Annotated in this window: 18 protein-coding genes; 16 read left to right on the top strand and 2 right to left on the bottom strand. The window is 53.3% G+C overall.

Translation table 11 applies throughout. From position 1 onward, the window contains the following. Window positions 1-82: 82 nt before the first annotated feature. From FDX09_RS07280 to rihA, 9 genes are all read left to right on the top strand, one after another. A complete protein-coding gene (locus tag FDX09_RS07280; protein WP_019076268.1) occupies window positions 83-1,129 on the top strand; it encodes a PhoH family protein in 1,047 nt (348 codons plus the stop codon). Next, on the top strand, window positions 1,126-1,593 hold the full coding sequence (gene ybeY, locus FDX09_RS07275) for an rRNA maturation RNase YbeY (RefSeq protein WP_003835559.1): 468 nt from the start codon (window positions 1,126-1,128) through the stop codon (window positions 1,591-1,593). Before FDX09_RS07280 ends, ybeY begins: the two co-directional genes overlap by 4 nt. Window positions 1,594-1,689: 96 nt before the next feature. Next, on the top strand, window positions 1,690-2,568 hold the full coding sequence (gene corC, locus FDX09_RS07270; RefSeq protein WP_137346990.1) for a CNNM family magnesium/cobalt transport protein CorC: 879 nt from the start codon (window positions 1,690-1,692) through the stop codon (window positions 2,566-2,568). Window positions 2,569-2,592: 24 nt separating this feature from the next. Further along, the gene (gene lnt / locus FDX09_RS07265) at window positions 2,593-4,131 is read left to right on the top strand and encodes an apolipoprotein N-acyltransferase (RefSeq protein WP_038638779.1); all 1,539 of its coding nucleotides are present in this window, start codon (window positions 2,593-2,595) and stop codon (window positions 4,129-4,131) included. A 357-nt stretch (window positions 4,132-4,488) separates the two neighbouring features. Then, a complete protein-coding gene (gene gltI / locus FDX09_RS07260) occupies window positions 4,489-5,397 on the top strand; it encodes a glutamate/aspartate ABC transporter substrate-binding protein GltI (RefSeq protein ID WP_003022762.1) in 909 nt (302 codons plus the stop codon). Window positions 5,398-5,556: 159 nt separating this feature from the next. Then, window positions 5,557-6,297, top strand: coding sequence for a glutamate/aspartate ABC transporter permease GltJ (gene gltJ, locus FDX09_RS07255; RefSeq protein ID WP_038638776.1), 741 nt, complete (start codon window positions 5,557-5,559; stop codon window positions 6,295-6,297). Beyond that, window positions 6,297-6,971 carry a glutamate/aspartate ABC transporter permease GltK gene (gltK, locus tag FDX09_RS07250; protein ID WP_038638772.1) on the top strand — a complete coding sequence of 225 codons (675 nt, stop codon included), beginning with the start codon at window positions 6,297-6,299 and terminating at the stop codon, window positions 6,969-6,971. Before gltJ ends, gltK begins: the two co-directional genes overlap by 1 nt. Continuing rightward, entirely contained in the window at window positions 6,971-7,696 is a 726-nt protein-coding gene (gene gltL, locus FDX09_RS07245) for a glutamate/aspartate ABC transporter ATP-binding protein GltL (protein ID WP_137346989.1), read from the top strand. The genes gltK and gltL overlap by 1 nt, the downstream gene beginning before the upstream one ends. A 116-nt stretch (window positions 7,697-7,812) precedes the next feature. Beyond that, entirely contained in the window at window positions 7,813-8,748 is a 936-nt protein-coding gene (gene rihA, locus FDX09_RS07240; protein ID WP_137346988.1) for a pyrimidine-specific ribonucleoside hydrolase RihA, read from the top strand. A 96-nt stretch (window positions 8,749-8,844) separates the two neighbouring features. Here the strand turns inward: rihA and FDX09_RS07235 are convergent, their stop codons facing one another. Continuing rightward, window positions 8,845-9,327, bottom strand: coding sequence for a zinc ribbon-containing protein (locus FDX09_RS07235; RefSeq protein ID WP_006685521.1), 483 nt, complete (start codon window positions 9,325-9,327; stop codon window positions 8,845-8,847). A 235-nt stretch (window positions 9,328-9,562) separates the two neighbouring features. Here FDX09_RS07235 and leuS point away from each other — a divergent pair, with 235 nt between their 5' ends. The 4 genes from leuS to nadD are packed head-to-tail and all read left to right on the top strand — an operon-like array spanning window position 9,563 to window position 14,427. Then, window positions 9,563-12,145, top strand: coding sequence for a leucine--tRNA ligase (leuS, locus tag FDX09_RS07230; protein ID WP_087857134.1), 2,583 nt, complete (start codon window positions 9,563-9,565; stop codon window positions 12,143-12,145). Window positions 12,146-12,159: 14 nt separating this feature from the next. Continuing rightward, complete coding sequence (lptE, locus tag FDX09_RS07225; RefSeq protein ID WP_038638758.1) at window positions 12,160-12,753, top strand: LPS assembly lipoprotein LptE; 594 nt, start codon at window positions 12,160-12,162, stop codon at window positions 12,751-12,753. Beyond that, on the top strand, window positions 12,753-13,784 hold the full coding sequence (gene holA / locus FDX09_RS07220; protein WP_038638754.1) for a DNA polymerase III subunit delta: 1,032 nt from the start codon (window positions 12,753-12,755) through the stop codon (window positions 13,782-13,784). Before lptE ends, holA begins: the two co-directional genes overlap by 1 nt. 1 nt (window position 13,785) lies before the next feature. Then, window positions 13,786-14,427 carry a nicotinate-nucleotide adenylyltransferase gene (nadD, locus tag FDX09_RS07215; protein WP_087857163.1) on the top strand — a complete coding sequence of 214 codons (642 nt, stop codon included), beginning with the start codon at window positions 13,786-13,788 and terminating at the stop codon, window positions 14,425-14,427. Here the strand turns inward: nadD and cobD are convergent. Further along, complete coding sequence (gene cobD / locus FDX09_RS07210) at window positions 14,402-15,496, bottom strand: threonine-phosphate decarboxylase CobD (protein ID WP_137346987.1); 1,095 nt, start codon at window positions 15,494-15,496, stop codon at window positions 14,402-14,404. The genes nadD and cobD overlap by 26 nt on opposite strands. A gap of 96 nt (window positions 15,497-15,592) precedes the next feature. On the opposite strand from cobD, the gene FDX09_RS07205 reads away from it, so the two are divergent. The 3 genes from FDX09_RS07205 to rlmH all read left to right on the top strand — a co-directional run bounded on the left by FDX09_RS07205 (window position 15,593) and on the right by rlmH (window position 17,247). Continuing rightward, complete coding sequence (locus tag FDX09_RS07205) at window positions 15,593-16,204, top strand: adenosylcobalamin/alpha-ribazole phosphatase (RefSeq protein ID WP_137346986.1); 612 nt, start codon at window positions 15,593-15,595, stop codon at window positions 16,202-16,204. 254 nt (window positions 16,205-16,458) lie between these two features. After that, entirely contained in the window at window positions 16,459-16,776 is a 318-nt protein-coding gene (gene rsfS, locus FDX09_RS07200; protein WP_003022728.1) for a ribosome silencing factor, read from the top strand. A 3-nt stretch (window positions 16,777-16,779) separates the two neighbouring features. Beyond that, window positions 16,780-17,247, top strand: coding sequence for a 23S rRNA (pseudouridine(1915)-N(3))-methyltransferase RlmH (gene rlmH, locus FDX09_RS07195; RefSeq protein WP_003022725.1), 468 nt, complete (start codon window positions 16,780-16,782; stop codon window positions 17,245-17,247). Window positions 17,248-17,256: the final 9 nt, after the last annotated feature.

Raw genomic sequence — 17,256 nt, 5'->3', positions numbered from 1 at the left:
GCCTTTTCCCTATGGCGTGAATAATTTCCTTAGATGCCGGTAAATGTTCAGCGTCCGGCGAGACATGCTAAAGAGGAACAGTTTGAACATAGACACTCGCGAAATCACCCTTGAACCCGCAGACAACGCCCGTCTGTTGAGCCTTTGCGGTCCATTTGATGACAACATCAAACAGCTGGAACGTCGCCTCGGCATCGAAATTAACCGTCGGGATAACCACTTTAAGCTGACAGGTCGCCCAATTTGCGTCACCGCTGCGGCTGATATTTTACGCAGCCTGTATGTCGATACCGCCCCAATGCGCGGTCAGACGCAGGACATTGAACCTGAGCAAATTCATCTGGCGATTAAAGAAGCGCGTGTGCTTGAGCAAAGCGCGGACAGCGTGCCGGAATTTGGCAAAGCGGTGAATATCAAAACCAAGCGCGGAGTGATTAAACCGCGTACGCCGAACCAGGCGCAGTACATCGCTAACATCCTCGATCACGACATCACCTTCGGCGTTGGCCCTGCGGGTACGGGTAAAACGTATCTTGCAGTTGCCGCTGCGGTCGATGCGCTTGAGCGCCAGGAGATCCGTCGAATTCTGCTGACCCGTCCGGCAGTGGAAGCAGGTGAAAAACTGGGCTTCCTGCCAGGCGATCTGAGTCAGAAAGTCGATCCCTATTTACGTCCGCTGTATGACGCGCTGTTCGAAATGCTCGGTTTTGAGAAGGTCGAAAAGCTGATCGAGCGTAACGTCATTGAGGTGGCACCGTTGGCCTATATGCGCGGTCGTACCTTAAACGATGCGTTCATCATCCTTGATGAGAGCCAGAACACCACCATCGAACAGATGAAAATGTTCCTGACCCGTATCGGCTTTAACTCCAAAGCGGTCATCACCGGCGATATCACTCAGATTGACCTGCCGCGTAGCACCAAGTCCGGTCTGCGTCATGCCATTGAGGTGCTGGCCGAAGTCGACGAGATTAGTTTTAATTTCTTCCATAGCGAAGACGTGGTTCGCCACCCGGTAGTCGCCCGTATCGTCACGGCGTATGAAGCCTGGGAAGAAGCAGAACAGAAACGAAAAGCCGAGCTGGCAGCGGAACGCAAGCGCGAAGCTCAGGAGCAGGAGCAAAAATGAGTCAGGTTATTCTCGATTTACAGCTGGCATGTGAAGACGAATCTGGTTTACCCACAGAAAGTCAGTTTCAGGGCTGGCTGGATGCGGTAATCCCGCAGTTTCAGGAAGAGTCTGAAGTGACGATTCGCCTGGTTGATGACGCGGAAAGCCACGAGCTGAACCTGACCTATCGCGGGAAGGATAAATCAACCAACGTGCTCTCTTTCCCGTTTGAAGCCCCGCCGGGCATTGAGATGCCACTGCTGGGCGATCTGATCATCTGCCGCCAGGTGGTTGAGAAAGAAGCGCAGGAGCAAGGTAAACCGCTTGAGGCCCACTGGGCGCACATGGTGGTGCACGGTAGCCTGCATTTACTCGGCTACGACCATATCGAAGATGATGAAGCGGAAGAAATGGAATCCCTTGAAACAGAGATTATGCTTGCTCTGGGCTATGAGGATCCGTACATTGCCGAGAAGGAATAAGCCGTCGGGCATCTGCCCGGGCTTCCCATGAAGCCATGCGCTGAGTTTACGCGCATTGAGCGACCTATTAACTAACATGAGAACCCATACGACGCCATGAGCGACGACAATTCACACAGTAGTGACACGTTAACCAGCAAAAAGGGATTTTTTTCCCTGTTACTGAGCCAACTTTTCCACGGTGAACCCAAAAACCGCGACGAACTGTTGGAGCTGATCCGTGATTCCGGGCAGAACGACCTTATCGATGAAGATACGCGTGATATGCTCGAAGGGGTGATGGACATTGCGGACCAGCGCGTTCGCGACATCATGATCCCCCGCTCTCAAATGATTACCCTGAAATGCAACCAGACCCTGGATGAATGCCTCGATGTCATTATCGAGTCAGCCCACTCGCGTTTCCCGGTGATCAGCGAAGACAAAGATCACATTGAAGGGATTCTGATGGCCAAAGATCTGCTGCCGTTTATGCGCAGCGATGCCGAAGCCTTCAGCATGGAGAAAGTGTTACGCCAGGCGGTTGTCGTACCGGAAAGCAAGCGTGTTGACCGCATGCTGAAAGAGTTCCGCTCCCAGCGTTATCATATGGCTATCGTCATCGACGAGTTCGGCGGTGTCTCTGGTCTGGTGACCATTGAGGACATCCTTGAACTGATCGTTGGTGAAATCGAAGATGAGTACGACGAAGAAGACGATATTGATTTCCGTCAGCTCAGTCGCCACACCTGGACCATTCGCGCGCTGGCGCCAATTGAGGACTTCAACGAAGCCTTTGGCACCCACTTTAGCGACGAAGAAGTCGATACCATTGGCGGTCTGGTTATGCAGGCCTTTGGTCATCTTCCCGCTCGTGGGGAGACTATCGACATTGATGGTTACCAGTTCAAAGTGGCAATGGCCGACAGCCGTCGTATTATTCAGGTTCATGTCAGAATTCCGGACGACTCACCCCAGCCCAAACTGGACGAATAAACCCGAAACTGGATCTAAGACTACATGGCATTTGCCTCACTAATTGAACGCCAGCGCATTCGCCTGCTGCTGGCGTTATTATTCGGTGCCTGCGGGACGCTGGCTTTCTCTCCGTATGACATCTGGCCTGCGGCGATCGTATCGCTGATGGGCCTGCAGGCTCTCACCCTTAACCGCCGTCCACTTCAGTCAGCCGCTATCGGCTACTTCTGGGGCCTGGGATTGTTTGGCTCCGGCATTAACTGGGTCTACGTCAGCATCGCGCAGTTTGGCGGTATGCCAGGTCCGGTTAACGTTTTCCTTGTGGTACTGCTTGCCGCCTACCTTTCACTCTATACCGGTCTGTTTGCTGGCGTGTTGTCACGCCTGTGGCCGAAAACAACCTGGCTACGCGTCGCCATTGCCGCGCCGGTTGTCTGGCAGATAACCGAGTTCCTGCGCGGCTGGGTCCTGACCGGCTTTCCGTGGCTGCAGTTTGGTTATAGCCAGATTGATGGCCCGTTAAAAGGGCTGGCGCCGGTGATGGGCGTTGAAGCGATTAACTTCCTGCTGATGATGGTCAGCGGCCTGCTGGCGCTGGCGCTGGTGACGCGCAACTGGAAACCGCTGATTGCTGGCGTGGTGCTTTTCGCTCTGCCCTTCCCGCTGCGCTATATCCAGTGGTATACGCTTGAGCCGGAAAAAACAACTCAGGTTTCGATGGTACAAGGTGACATTCCACAGTCACTCAAATGGGATGAGGGTCAGCTACTTAATACGCTGAAAATTTATCTCGACGCCACCCAGCCTGAAATGGGCAAATCACAGCTGATCATCTGGCCGGAGTCCGCTATCCCGGACCTGGAAATTAACCAGCAGCGTTTTTTGAGCATGATGGATGACCTGCTGAAATCGAAAAACAGCACGTTGATTACCGGTATCGTAGACGCGCGGCTGAATAAGCAGAACCGTTACGACACCTACAACACCATCATCACGTTGGGTAAAGACAGTCCGTACAGCTACGACTCCAGCAACCGCTACAACAAAAACCATCTGGTACCGTTTGGCGAGTTTGTTCCGCTGGAATCGATCCTGCGCCCGTTAGCGCCGTTCTTTGACCTGCCTATGTCGTCGTTCAGCCGCGGGCCGTATGTGCAGCCACAGCTGCATGCGCACGGCTTTAAGCTGACCGCAGCTATCTGCTACGAAATCATTCTTGGCGAACAGGTTCGCGATAACTTCCGCCCGGATACGGACTATCTGCTCACCATCTCTAACGATGCGTGGTTTGGTAAGTCTATCGGCCCGTGGCAGCACTTCCAGATGGCGCGTATGCGTTCCCTGGAACTGGCGCGCCCGCTGCTGCGTAGCACCAACAACGGTATTACGGCGGTGATTGGTCCACAGGGTGAGATTCAGGCGATGATCCCGCAGTTTACCCGCCAGGTTCTGACCACCAGCGTAACGCCAACCACGGGCTTAACCCCGTATGCCCGTACCGGTAACTGGCCGCTATGGCTGCTTACCGCACTGTTTGGCTTTGGCGCGCTGGTAATGAGCCTGCGCCAGCGTCGTAAATAACCTTCCTTCCCCGGGCCGGATAACGATGTGTTTATCCGGCCGACAAACTCCCTACCTTGCCCATTCTGGCACGTCTATTGCTTTGTTATACAAGGCAAACGCAGTTTTGGCTGAATGTGCAACCTGGTCGCACCAAAGTTGATCTTTGGTAGCACCTGAAACGTGCAACAAGATATTTTTGCCCCCAAATGGTGCGGCGCACTTCGCAAAAATAAACAATAACACAGCAAATTCTTTACATTCATCCAAACTAAATGTTAACAAACATATACAAGACTGCACGTTTAAGTAGCAAACAATAACAACATCACAATGGGTATCAATGCGTCCCTGGCGCAGACGATAAAGGAGTTGGATATGCAATTACGTAAGCTCGCCACTGCCATGCTGGTCATGGGAATGTCCGCCGGTCTGGCGCACGCAGAAGATGCGGCACCAGCGGCAGGCAGCACGCTGGACAAGATCGCCAAAAATGGCGTTATCGTTGTCGGTCACCGTGAATCATCGGTACCGTTTTCTTACTACGATAATCAGCAAAAAGTGGTCGGTTATTCACAGGATTACTCCAACGCCATCGTTGAAGCCGTGAAGAAAAAACTCAACAAGCCTGACCTGCAGGTAAAACTGATCCCGATTACCTCCCAGAACCGTATCCCGCTGCTGCAAAACGGTACCTTCGACTTTGAATGTGGTTCCACCACCAACAACGTCGAGCGTCAAAAACAAGCGGCATTCTCTGACACCATTTTCGTTGTCGGCACCCGTCTGCTAGCGAAAAAAGGCGGCGATGTCAAAGATTTCGCTGACCTGAAAGGCAAAGCCGTGGTCGTGACTTCGGGTACCACCTCAGAAGTGCTGCTGCACAAGCTGAACGAAGAACAAAAAATGGACATGCGCATCATCAGCGCGAAAGACCACGGTGACTCTTTCCGTACTCTGGAAAGCGGTCGCGCCGTTGCCTTTATGATGGATGACGCCCTGCTGGCTGGCGAACGCGCGAAGGCGAAAAAACCAGACAACTGGGAGATCGTCGGCAAGCCGCAGTCTCAGGAAGCCTATGGCTGCATGCTGCGCAAAGATGACCCTGAGTTCAAAAAACTAATGGACGACACGATCGCCAAGGCGCAGACCTCAGGCGAAGCGGAAAAATGGTTTGATAAGTGGTTTAAAAACCCAATTCCACCGAAGAACCTGAACATGAATTTCGAACTATCAGATGAGATGAAAGCTCTGTTCAAAGAACCGAATGATAAAGCGCTTAACTAACTAAAATAAATGGGAGGCTTCCCCTCCCTCTCGATTGCTACTCGGCACGGACAGACTATAAGCCTGATGGTCGTTCCCCATCAGGCCTGAAAACCGCAAAACGCTGAATAACAATCTTCGAGGGTAGCGCTGCTACCCTTTTTTTTCTGGAGTAGATTTATGTCTATAGACTGGAACTGGGGCATTTTTTTACAACAAGCCCCGTTCGGCAACACCACCTATCTCGGCTGGCTCTGGAGTGGTTTCCAGGTCACGGTCGCGTTATCCATTACGGCCTGGATTATCGCTTTCCTCATCGGTTCTTTATTCGGCATTTTACGTACAGTTCCCAACCGCTTCCTTGCCGGGATCGGCACGCTGTACGTTGAGCTGTTTCGTAACGTTCCGCTCATTGTCCAATTTTTTACCTGGTATCTGGTCATTCCTGAACTGTTGCCGGAAAACATTGGTATGTGGTTCAAGTCGGAACTGGATCCCAATATTCAGTTCTTCCTTTCATCCATGCTTTGTCTGGGGCTGTTTACCGCCGCGCGCGTCTGCGAGCAGGTTCGCGCTGCTATTCAGTCTCTGCCTCGTGGACAGAAAAACGCTGCGCTGGCGATGGGGCTGACGTTGCCGCAGGCTTATCGTTATGTTCTGCTGCCAAACGCTTACCGCGTGATTGTTCCGCCAATGACCTCAGAGATGATGAACCTGGTGAAGAACTCCGCGATCGCTTCTACTATCGGCCTGGTCGATATGGCGGCGCAGGCGGGGAAACTGCTGGATTACTCCGCCCACGCCTGGGAATCGTTTACGGCCATTACTCTGGCCTACGTGCTGATTAACGCTGTCATCATGCTGGTGATGAATCTCGTCGAACGCAAGATCCGCCTGCCGGGCAATATGGGAGGCAAATAATGTACGAATTTGACTGGAGTTCTATTGTCCCTTCCCTGCCGTATCTGCTGGATGGGCTGATGATCACGCTGAAAATTACCGTCACGGCGGTCGTCATTGGTATCGTATGGGGAACTATCCTGGCCGTCATGCGTCTGTCCAGCTTCGCGCCGATTGCCTGGTTTGCGAAAGGCTACGTCAACGTATTCCGTTCCATTCCACTGGTGATGGTACTGCTGTGGTTCTACTTGATTGTGCCCGGCTTCCTGCAAAACGTATTGGGTTTGTCGCCAAAGACCGATATTCGCCTGATCTCGGCGATGGTCGCGTTTTCAATGTTTGAAGCCGCGTACTACTCAGAGATTATCCGGGCAGGGATCCAGAGTATTTCTCGCGGGCAGTCCAGCGCCGCGCTGGCGCTGGGGATGACCCACTGGCAGTCGATGAAGCTCATTATTCTGCCGCAGGCCTTCCGCGCGATGGTGCCGCTGCTGCTTACCCAGGGTATCGTACTCTTCCAGGATACCTCGCTGGTCTATGTATTAAGTCTGGCAGACTTCTTCCGTACCGCCTCCACCATTGGCGAGCGTGACGGCACGCAGGTTGAAATGATCCTGTTTGCTGGCGCCGTTTATTTTGTATTCAGTCTGAGCGCATCGTTGTTGGTCAGCTATTTGAAGAAAAGGACAGTTTAATGATTACCCTGAAAAATGTTTCTAAATGGTATGGTCACTTTCAGGTGCTGACCGACTGCTCTACGGAAGTGAAAAAAGGTGAAGTGGTCGTGGTCTGCGGTCCTTCAGGTTCCGGTAAATCCACGCTTATCAAAACCGTGAACGGTCTGGAGCCGGTACAACAGGGCCTCATCACGGTTGATGGCACCGTGGTGAACGACAAAAAAACCGATCTGGCCAAACTGCGCTCCCGTGTGGGCATGGTGTTCCAGCACTTTGAACTGTTTCCACATCTGTCGATCATTGAAAACCTGACGCTGGCGCAGGTAAAAGTGCTGAAACGCGATAAAGCGCCTGCCCGCGCAAAAGCGCAGAAGCTGCTGGAGCGTGTCGGTCTGGCGGCCCATGCCGAAAAGTTTCCGGCTCAGCTCTCCGGGGGACAGCAACAACGTGTCGCCATCGCCCGGGCGCTGTGCATGGATCCTATCGCTATGCTGTTTGACGAACCGACGTCGGCGCTTGATCCTGAAATGATCAACGAAGTTCTGGACGTTATGGTTGAACTGGCCAATGAAGGGATGACCATGATGGTGGTTACCCACGAAATGGGCTTTGCGCGGAAAGTGGCGAACCGGGTGATCTTCATGGATGAAGGGAAAATTGTTGAAGACTCACCGAAAGAAGAGTTCTTCGCCAATCCGAAATCGGACCGCGCCAAAGACTTCCTCGCGAAAATCCTGCACTAATCTTGCTGGCGCGCACCGCTATGTGCGCGCCACCTCACGCTTTATCTCTTCACTCCTCGAAACAGGTACAGCCCAGCGTTAACCTTGTCACAAAGTCCCACTTACAAGGAGCAACAATGGCACTTCCTATCCTGTTTGATTGCGATCCAGGTCATGACGACGCTATCGCAATTGTTCTCGCCCTCGCCTCACCTGAACTGGATGTGAAAGCAATCACCTCTTCTGCCGGCAACCAGACGCCCGACAAAACGCTGCGTAACGTATTACGCATGTTAACGTTACTCAACCGTACGGATATCCCTGTAGCCGGCGGAGCCGTAAAACCGCTGATGCGCGATCTGATTATTGCCGATAACGTCCACGGTGAGAGTGGTCTGGATGGTCCGGCATTGCCGGAACCCGCTTTCGCTCCTCTGGACTGTACCGCCGTGGAACTGATGGCGAGAACCCTGCGCGAAAGCCCGGAACCGGTCACGATTGTCTCCACCGGGCCGCAAACTAACGTGGCATTGCTTCTGAACAGCCATCCTGAGCTGCACGCAAAAATCGCCCGTATCGTGATTATGGGCGGTGCGATGGGCCTCGGGAACTGGACGCCCGCGGCGGAATTCAATATCTATGTCGATCCTGAAGCCGCTGAGATCGTATTCCAGTCAGGTATCCCTGTGGTGATGGCAGGTCTGGACGTCACGCATAAAGCGCAAATACATCGTGAAGATACCGAGCGATTCCGCGCTATCGGCAACCCTGTTTCGACGATCGTGGCTGAACTACTCGACTTTTTCGTTGAATATCATAAAGACGAAAAATGGGGATTCATCGGCGCGCCGCTGCACGACCCGTGTACCATTGCCTGGCTGCTGAAACCTGAACTGTTTACTACCGTTGAACGTTGGGTTGGCGTGGAAACGCAGGGCAAATATACCCAGGGGATGACGGTGGTGGACTACTATTTCCTGAGCGGCAATAAACCTAACGCAACCGTGATGGTGGACGTTGATCGCCAGGGGTTTGTCGATTTGCTGGCAGAACGGCTGAAGTTTTACGCTTAATACACGCCGGATGGCGCTAACGCTTATCCGGCCTACAAAATCGTGCAGTTTGTAGGCCGGATAAGACGCTACGCGTCGCCATCCGGCAATAAGCGATCATGGCTCAAACGGTCTACGCTGAAACTGGTCATGACCGCATTTCGGGCACAGCGGCAGTACATCCGGAGTGTATACCGCTAAATGGAAGTGGCACTTCTCGCAGACCAGATTGCCCAGGCCAACCACCTCGCCGCTGTGATAAACCCCATGATGGCTAAGATCCTGAAACACTTCGCGCCATTCGAGCTGCGTTTTATCAGTAATATCGGCCAGTTCCTGCCAGATGCTCTCTTTGATAACCCGCATAAAGACGCTGTCAGTCTCTTCATCGAGACTCTCTTCATAACTCAACGCAAACTCTTCCAGGTCGCGTCTGACGGCCCGGGTGACCTCTTCCACCTCGGTTCGCGTTAACTCCCCGGTCTGCATAACTCGCTGACGCGCCTGCTCCACCAGCGCATCAATATCGCGTTCGCCGTTACGCAGGCGTTCGCTCAGTGAAGCCACCAGTTCACGGTAATATTGAGCAACCTTGTTCATCACTTCACCTCCTGGGTCGTTAACTGTCTATAATAATAGACGTTATTTACGCTACGCTTTGCAAGACTGTCCACAGAGTGTGTAAATTCGTGCAAGAATTATCCTTGCGGGAATTCAACGCTGAATGCGCGAAAGGCTGTTTTGGCGCGGGCGTTTGGGCTATGCTATGCGGATCTGAAACACCACATCTAGAGCTACGTTTGTAGCTGTATTGAAAACAGGACCACTGGCTGCCATGCAAGAGCAATACCGCCCGGAAGAGATAGAATCCAAAGTACAGCTTCACTGGGATGAGAAGCGCACATTTGAAGTGACCGAAGACGAGAGCAAAGAGAAGTATTACTGCCTGTCTATGCTTCCCTATCCTTCTGGTCGACTACACATGGGCCACGTACGTAACTACACCATCGGTGACGTAATCGCCCGCTACCAGCGCATGCTGGGCAAAAACGTACTGCAGCCCATTGGCTGGGATGCGTTCGGTCTGCCTGCGGAAGGCGCTGCGGTTAAAAACAACACCGCTCCGGCACCGTGGACGTACGACAACATCGCCTACATGAAAAACCAGCTCAAAATGCTGGGCTTTGGTTATGACTGGAGCCGCGAGCTGGCGACCTGCACCCCGGAATACTACCGTTGGGAACAGAAGTTCTTCACCGAGCTGTATAAAAAAGGCCTGGTATATAAGAAAACCTCTGCAGTCAACTGGTGCCCGAACGATCAGACCGTTCTTGCCAACGAGCAAGTTATCGACGGCTGCTGCTGGCGTTGCGATACCAAAGTTGAGCGTAAAGAGATCCCGCAGTGGTTCATTAAAATCACCGCTTACGCTGACGAACTGCTGCGCGATCTGGATAACCTGGATCACTGGCCGGACACCGTTAAGACCATGCAGCGCAACTGGATCGGTCGTTCTGAAGGTGTGGAAATCACCTTCGACGTGAACGGTTACGACAACACGCTGACCGTCTATACCACCCGTCCGGACACCTTTATGGGTGCGACCTACCTGGCCGTTGCCGCAGGTCATCCGCTGGCGCAGAAAGCCGCCGCGAACAACCCTGAACTGGCGGCCTTCATTGACGAATGCCGCAACACCAAGGTTGCTGAAGCCGAAATGGCGACCATGGAGAAGAAAGGCGTCGACACTGGCTTTAAAGCCGTTCACCCGCTGACTGGCGAAGAGATCCCGGTTTGGGCGGCAAACTTTGTCCTGATGGAATACGGCACTGGCGCAGTGATGGCCGTTCCGGGTCACGATCAGCGCGACTACGAATTTGCCACCAAATATGGCCTGACCATCAAGCCGGTCATTCTGACCGCCGAAGGCGCAGAGCCGGATCTGTCGGAACAAGCTCTGACCGAAAAAGGCGTGCTGTTTAACTCCGGTGAGTTCGATGGCCTCGACTTCGAAGCTGCCTTCAACGCCGTTGCTGACAAGCTGGTCGCAAAAGGCGTGGGTGAGCGTAAAGTTAACTATCGTCTGCGCGACTGGGGCGTTTCCCGTCAGCGTTACTGGGGTGCGCCGATTCCGATGGTGACGCTGGAAGACGGTACCGTACTGCCGACACCAGAAGATCAACTGCCGGTTATTCTGCCGGAAGACGTGGTCATGGACGGCATCACCAGCCCGATCAAAGCCGATCCTGAGTGGGCGAAAACCACCATTAACGGCATGCCTGCGCTGCGTGAGACCGACACCTTCGATACCTTTATGGAGTCCTCCTGGTACTACGCGCGTTATACCTGCCCGCAGTACAACGAAGGCATGCTGGATCCAGAGGCCGCTAACTACTGGCTGCCAGTTGATATCTACATTGGCGGTATCGAACACGCCATCATGCACCTGCTCTACTTCCGCTTCTTCCATAAGCTGATGCGCGACGCGGGCATGGTGAACTCTGACGAACCGGCTAAACAACTGCTGTGTCAGGGCATGGTGCTGGCTGATGCGTTCTATTACGTCGGCGCTAACGGCGAGCGTAACTGGGTTTCTCCGGTTGATGCCATCGTTGAACGCGACGAAAAAGGTCGTATCGTGAAGGCGAAGGACGCCGAAGGTCATGAACTGGTGTATACCGGCATGAGCAAGATGTCCAAGTCCAAAAACAACGGCATCGACCCGCAGGTGATGGTTGAGCGTTACGGCGCGGACACCGTGCGTCTGTTTATGATGTTCGCCTCTCCGGCTGACATGACCCTGGAGTGGCAGGAATCCGGCGTTGAAGGGGCTAACCGCTTCCTGAAACGTGTCTGGAAACTGGTTTACGAGCATACTTCTAAAGGTGATGTTGCTGCCCTGAACGTTGCTGCTCTGAGCGAAGATCAAAAAGCGCTGCGTCGCGACGTACACAAAACTATCGCTAAAGTCACCGATGATATCGGTCGTCGTCAGACCTTTAACACCGCAATTGCGGCGATTATGGAACTGATGAACAAGCTGGCGAAAGCGCCGCAGGAAGACGAGCAGGACCGCGCCCTGATGCAGGAAGCGTTGCTGGCCGTTGTGCGTATGCTTAACCCGTTCACCCCACACGTTTGCTTCACCCTGTGGCAGGCGCTGAAAGGCGAAGGTGATATCGATAACGCACCGTGGCCAGTAGCTGACGAAAGCGCTATGGTTGAAGACTCAACGCTGGTTGTCGTTCAGGTTAACGGTAAAGTACGTGGCAAAATCACCGTTCCGGTAAACGCCACCGAAGAACAGGTTCGTGAACGTGCTGGCCAGGAACACCTGGTGGCAAAATATCTTGATGGCGTTACCGTGCGTAAAGTGATTTACGTACCGGGTAAACTCCTCAATCTGGTCGTTGGCTAAGCGCGGGAGGAAGCGTGCGACTTCTGACAACATTGTTGTTATCTCTGGCGGTGCTGGTCACCGCCGGGTGTGGTTGGCATCTGCGTAGTACTACGCAGGTTCCACCCTCAATGAAAACCATGATCCTGAACTCTGGCGATCCGAATGGTCCATTAAGCCGCGCTGTGCGTAATCAGCTGCGTCTGAACGGCGTTACGCTGCTTGAAGACGGTACCATGCGCAAAGATGTGACGTCCTTACGCCTTGGCGCGGTCAGCATTTCGCAGGATACGGCGTCGGTATTCCAGAATGGTCAAACGGCTGAATACCAGATGGTGATGTCCGTAAGCGCTACCGTACTGATTCCGGGACATGATATTTACCCCATCAGCGCCAAAGTTTATCGTTCGTTCTTTGACAACCCACAGGCTGCACTGGCGAAGGATAACGAGCAGGACATGATCATCAAAGAGATGTACGACAAAGCGGCAGAACAGTTGATTCGTAAGCTGCCAAGTGTACATTTGGCCGATACTCAGTCATCCAGTGTGGATGCTGAGCCAGCAGCGACGAAACCTGCAGCGCCTGCGTCATCTCCGGCGCGTGTTTCCACCACGCTGGGTAACTGATGCTCAAGCTGTACCCTGAACAACTCCGCGCACAGCTCAATGAAGGGCTGCGCGCGGCGTATTTACTACTGGGCAACGATCCCCTTTTATTGCAGGAAAGCCAGGATGCCATCCGTCTGGCTGCCGCAACGCAAGGATTCGAAGAACACCACGCTTTTACTCTGGACACCAGCACCGACTGGGGAGAAATATTTTCACTCTGCCAGGCGATGAGCCTGTTTGCCAGCCGTCAAACGCTACTCCTGCAGTTGCCTGAAAATGGCCCCAATGCCGCCATTAACGAACAACTCGCTTCGCTCGTTACTTTGCTTCATGACGATCTGCTGCTGATTGTTCGCGGCAACAAACTGACTAAGGCGCAGGAAAACGGCGCATGGTATACCGGGCTGGCGAATAACGCGGTTCAGGTTAGCTGCCAGACGCCGGAACAAGCACAGCTTCCACGCTGGGTTGCTGCAAGAGCGAAACTTAACAACCTGCAACTGGATGACGCAGCCAATCAGCTATTATGCTATTGCTATGAAGGTAACCTGTTAGCACTGGCGCAAGCCCTTGAGCGGTTAGCGTTGCTATGGCCTGATGGCAAACTCACGCTACCTCGCGTAGAGAAAGCCGTTAACGATGCCGCGCACTTTACCCCATTCCACTGGGTGGATGCGCTGCTGATGGGCAAAAGCAAGCGCGCGTTGCACATCCTGCAACAGTTACGCCTTGAGGGCAGCGAGCCGGTTATTTTACTGCGTACGATACAGCGCGAATTGCTGTTGCTGGTCAACCTGAAACGGCAGTCGGCCCATACGCCCTTACGCACGTTGTTTGATAAACATCGTGTGTGGCAAAATCGCCGTGGCATGATGGGAGACGCGCTTAACCGGCTAAATCCGGCACAGCTGCGTCAGGCCGTGACGCTGTTAACGCGTACGGAAATTACGCTTAAACAAGACTATGGTCAGTCAGTATGGGCGGAACTTGAGGGACTTTCCCTTTTGCTCTGCCATAAATCGCTGGCCGATGTTTTTATTGATGGTTGATATGAAATCATTGCAGGCTCTGTTCGGCGGCACCTTTGATCCGGTGCATTATGGTCATCTTAAACCGGTTGAAATTCTGGCTAATCTGATTGGCCTTTCCCGGGTCATCATCATGCCCAATAACGTGCCGCCACATCGCGCGCAACCCGAAGCGTCCGGCGAACAACGTAAGCGCATGGTTGAACTGGCCATTGCTGATAAGCCGCTGTTTTCTCTGGATGAACGCGAACTCAAACGCGATACCGCCTCCTACACCGCGCAAACGCTACAAGAGTGGCGTGAAGAGCAAGGTCCGGACGTGCCGTTAGCGTTTATTATTGGTCAGGACTCGCTGCTAACCTTTCCGTCCTGGCATGACTACGACACGATTTTGGGTAACACGCATCTTATTGTGTGCCGACGCCCGGGCTACCCACTCGAGATGGCGCAGGAAAAGCACCAGCAGTGGCTGGAGGATCATCTGACCCATTCGCCGGAAGACCTGCACAACCTGCCCTGCGGGAAAATTTACCTGGCCGAAACGCCGTGGTTTAACATCTCCGCCACGCTGATCCGCGAGCGCCTGGAAAAAGGGGAGCCGTGCGACGACTTACTGCCGGGCGCTGTGCTTGACTATATCAATCAACAAGGGTTGTACCGCTAAGCGCCTTGCGTAATGCCGCCAGCAGTCGGTTATTCTCTTCCATGCTGCGAACGGCTACGCGATAATAGCGCGTATCCAGCCCCGGATAGTTAGCGCAACTGCGGATCAAAACATGTTGTTCGAGCATGGCGCGTTGCAGATCAACATCCGTCAGATCGCAGCGTAATAAACGATAATTTGCCCGGCCGGGATACACCGTCAGGCCGGACAGTTCTTGCAACTGTAGATCAAACCGCGCGCCCTCTTGCTCCAGCCATTTCCACGTCGCCTGCTGATAGGCGCTATCGCGTAAAATAATCTCGCCTGCAAGGGCAGCAAACGCATTAATTGACCACGGCATTTGTTGGCTACGCATCTGTGCAACGGCGTGCTGGTTACTGTTGACCAGATACCCCAAACGCAATCCCGGTATCGCATAGAATTTAGTCAACGAGCGCAGCACCCAAATATGTGGATTCCCGTGCAGCAGCGGGATAAATCCCGGCTCACCGGCAATAAAATCAATAAACGCTTCATCAAGGATCAGATTGATCCCAAGCCGCTCACAACGGGTGGCAATCTCACGTAGCAGGTGGTTATCTGGCAGTAAACCGGTAGGATTGTTAGGCGTACAGAGAAACAGGCAGTCCAGCTCAGAGGTTAACTCATCAAGAATCGCCTCGGTAAGTTGCCAGCCATCCTCTTCACGCAGCGCAAATTCATGAATCGCACACTCCCCCCATTGCAACGCCCGACGATATTCCGCAAATCCGGGCGTAACGATCATCGCATGACGTGGCTTAAGGCCATGCACCAGGGTAAAAATAGACTCGGTCTCACCGTTTCCGGCCAGGATCCACGAGGCCGGGATCTGATGATGATCCGCCAGCGCCGCATGCAATTGAGCGTAATCGACATCCGGGTAACGCTCCGCGCAGTCCAGATTGTCGATAATCGCGCGTTTTAAACTTGCCGGCATACCCAGCGGGTTAATATTCGCGCTAAAATCCAGCAATTGTTCAGGCGAGATACCCAACAATTCGGCGGCTTCTCGGGTATTACCACCATGCGCGCTCTTCAATAAAGACATCGTGCCGCTCCACGTAAAAAAGGGTATTTTAGTGAAAAAACTCTGCGCAATCAGGGCAAACATCATATTTTGTGCGAATAGCTTCACGAGGAAAACATGAGACTCTGGTTAGTACGGCATGGCGAAACCGACGCCAATGTCGCCGGATTATACAGCGGCCACGCCCCCACCTCGCTAACGGAGCGGGGGATCGCACAGGCGCAAACAGTGGGCAAGCTGTTACGCAATCTTCCTGTCGACAATGTTCTTTGCAGCGAACTCGAACGCGCCCGCCATACAACCCGGTTGATCTTAGGCGATCGCGACCTCCCTGTGCGCATTATGCCTGAACTGAATGAGATGTTTTTTGGTGACTGGGAAATGCGCCACCATCGCGATTTAGCGCGCGAAGACGCTGAAAATTACGCCTTATGGTGTAATGACTGGCAGAACGCAACGCCAACGAATGGCGAAGGCTTTCAGGCATTTTCTCAGCGGGTTGAACGCTTCATTGCCCAACTTGCCGATTATAAAGCGTGTCAAAACCTGCTGGTGGTGAGTCATCAGGGCGTGCTGAGCGTGTTGGTCGCCCGCCTGCTGTCCATGCCGGCTGCGGCAATGTGGCATTTCCGCGTCGAACAAGGCTGCTGGAGCACAATAGATTTATGTGACGATTTCGCGGTTCTGAAAGTGCTTAACAGCCGGGCCGCATGGGACGACGGGGAGTGAATGCGCGGTTTTTTCTGCCGAAGGGCCTCTCTCCCATTGACACCCCCTGACAGGCTGTTATCCTCCGCAACCTGACTTTTCCCGCCCTTCAGAGCTTTGCAGAAATTGTTTTACAAAAATGGCGATGCATTCTGTGGCGTGGGGTGGGATGATAGCGCACTTCAAAAGCGCTTTCGGAGACATTTGTCCCGATATCGCCTCTGGTTCAGGTATACTAACAGACGTTTTTAACTCTTTTCACCCAGGGGGAACACTTGCAGGGTAAAGCACTCCAGGATTTTGTAATCGACAAAATTGATGACCTGAAAGGTCAAGACATCATCGCCTTAGACGTTCAGGGTAAATCCAGTATCACTGATTGCATGATTATCTGCACCGGTACATCCAGCCGTCACGTTATGTCTATCGCAGATCACGTTGTTCAGGAGTCCCGCACTGCCGGCCTGCTGCCGCTCGGCGTGGAAGGCGAGAACGTCGCTGACTGGATCGTCGTTGACCTCGGCGATGTGATTGTCCACGTGATGCAGGAAGAAAGCCGTCGCCTGTATGAACTGGAAAAACTCTGGAGTTAATGCGTGAAGCTGCAACTTGTCGCTGTGGGTACGAAAATGCCTGACTGGGTACAAACCGGATTTACCGAATATCTGCGTCGGTTTCCGAAAGATATGCCTTTTGAGCTGATCGAAATCCCGGCAGGAAAACGCGGCAAGAACGCGGACATTAAACGCATTCTCGACAAAGAGGGTGAGCAGATGCTGGCCGCCGCAGGCAAAAACCGCATCGTCACCCTTGATATTCCGGGCAAACCCTGGGACACGCCGCAACTGGCGACCGAACTGGAGCGCTGGAAACTGGACGGTCGTGACGTCAGTCTGCTGATCGGCGGGCCGGAAGGTCTTTCTCCCGCCTGTAAAGCCGCGGCGGAACAAAGCTGGTCACTCTCTGCATTAACCCTACCTCACCCTCTTGTTCGGGTTCTGGTCGCAGAGAGTCTGTACAGGGCGTGGAGCATTACCACCAACCATCCTTATCACCGTGAGTGATCATTGATT

It is taken from the genome of Citrobacter sp. wls717 (genome assembly GCF_005280955.1).
GTDB lineage: Bacteria > Pseudomonadota > Gammaproteobacteria > Enterobacterales > Enterobacteriaceae > Citrobacter > Citrobacter werkmanii.
This window is presented reverse-complemented; position numbering and strand designations above follow the sequence as displayed.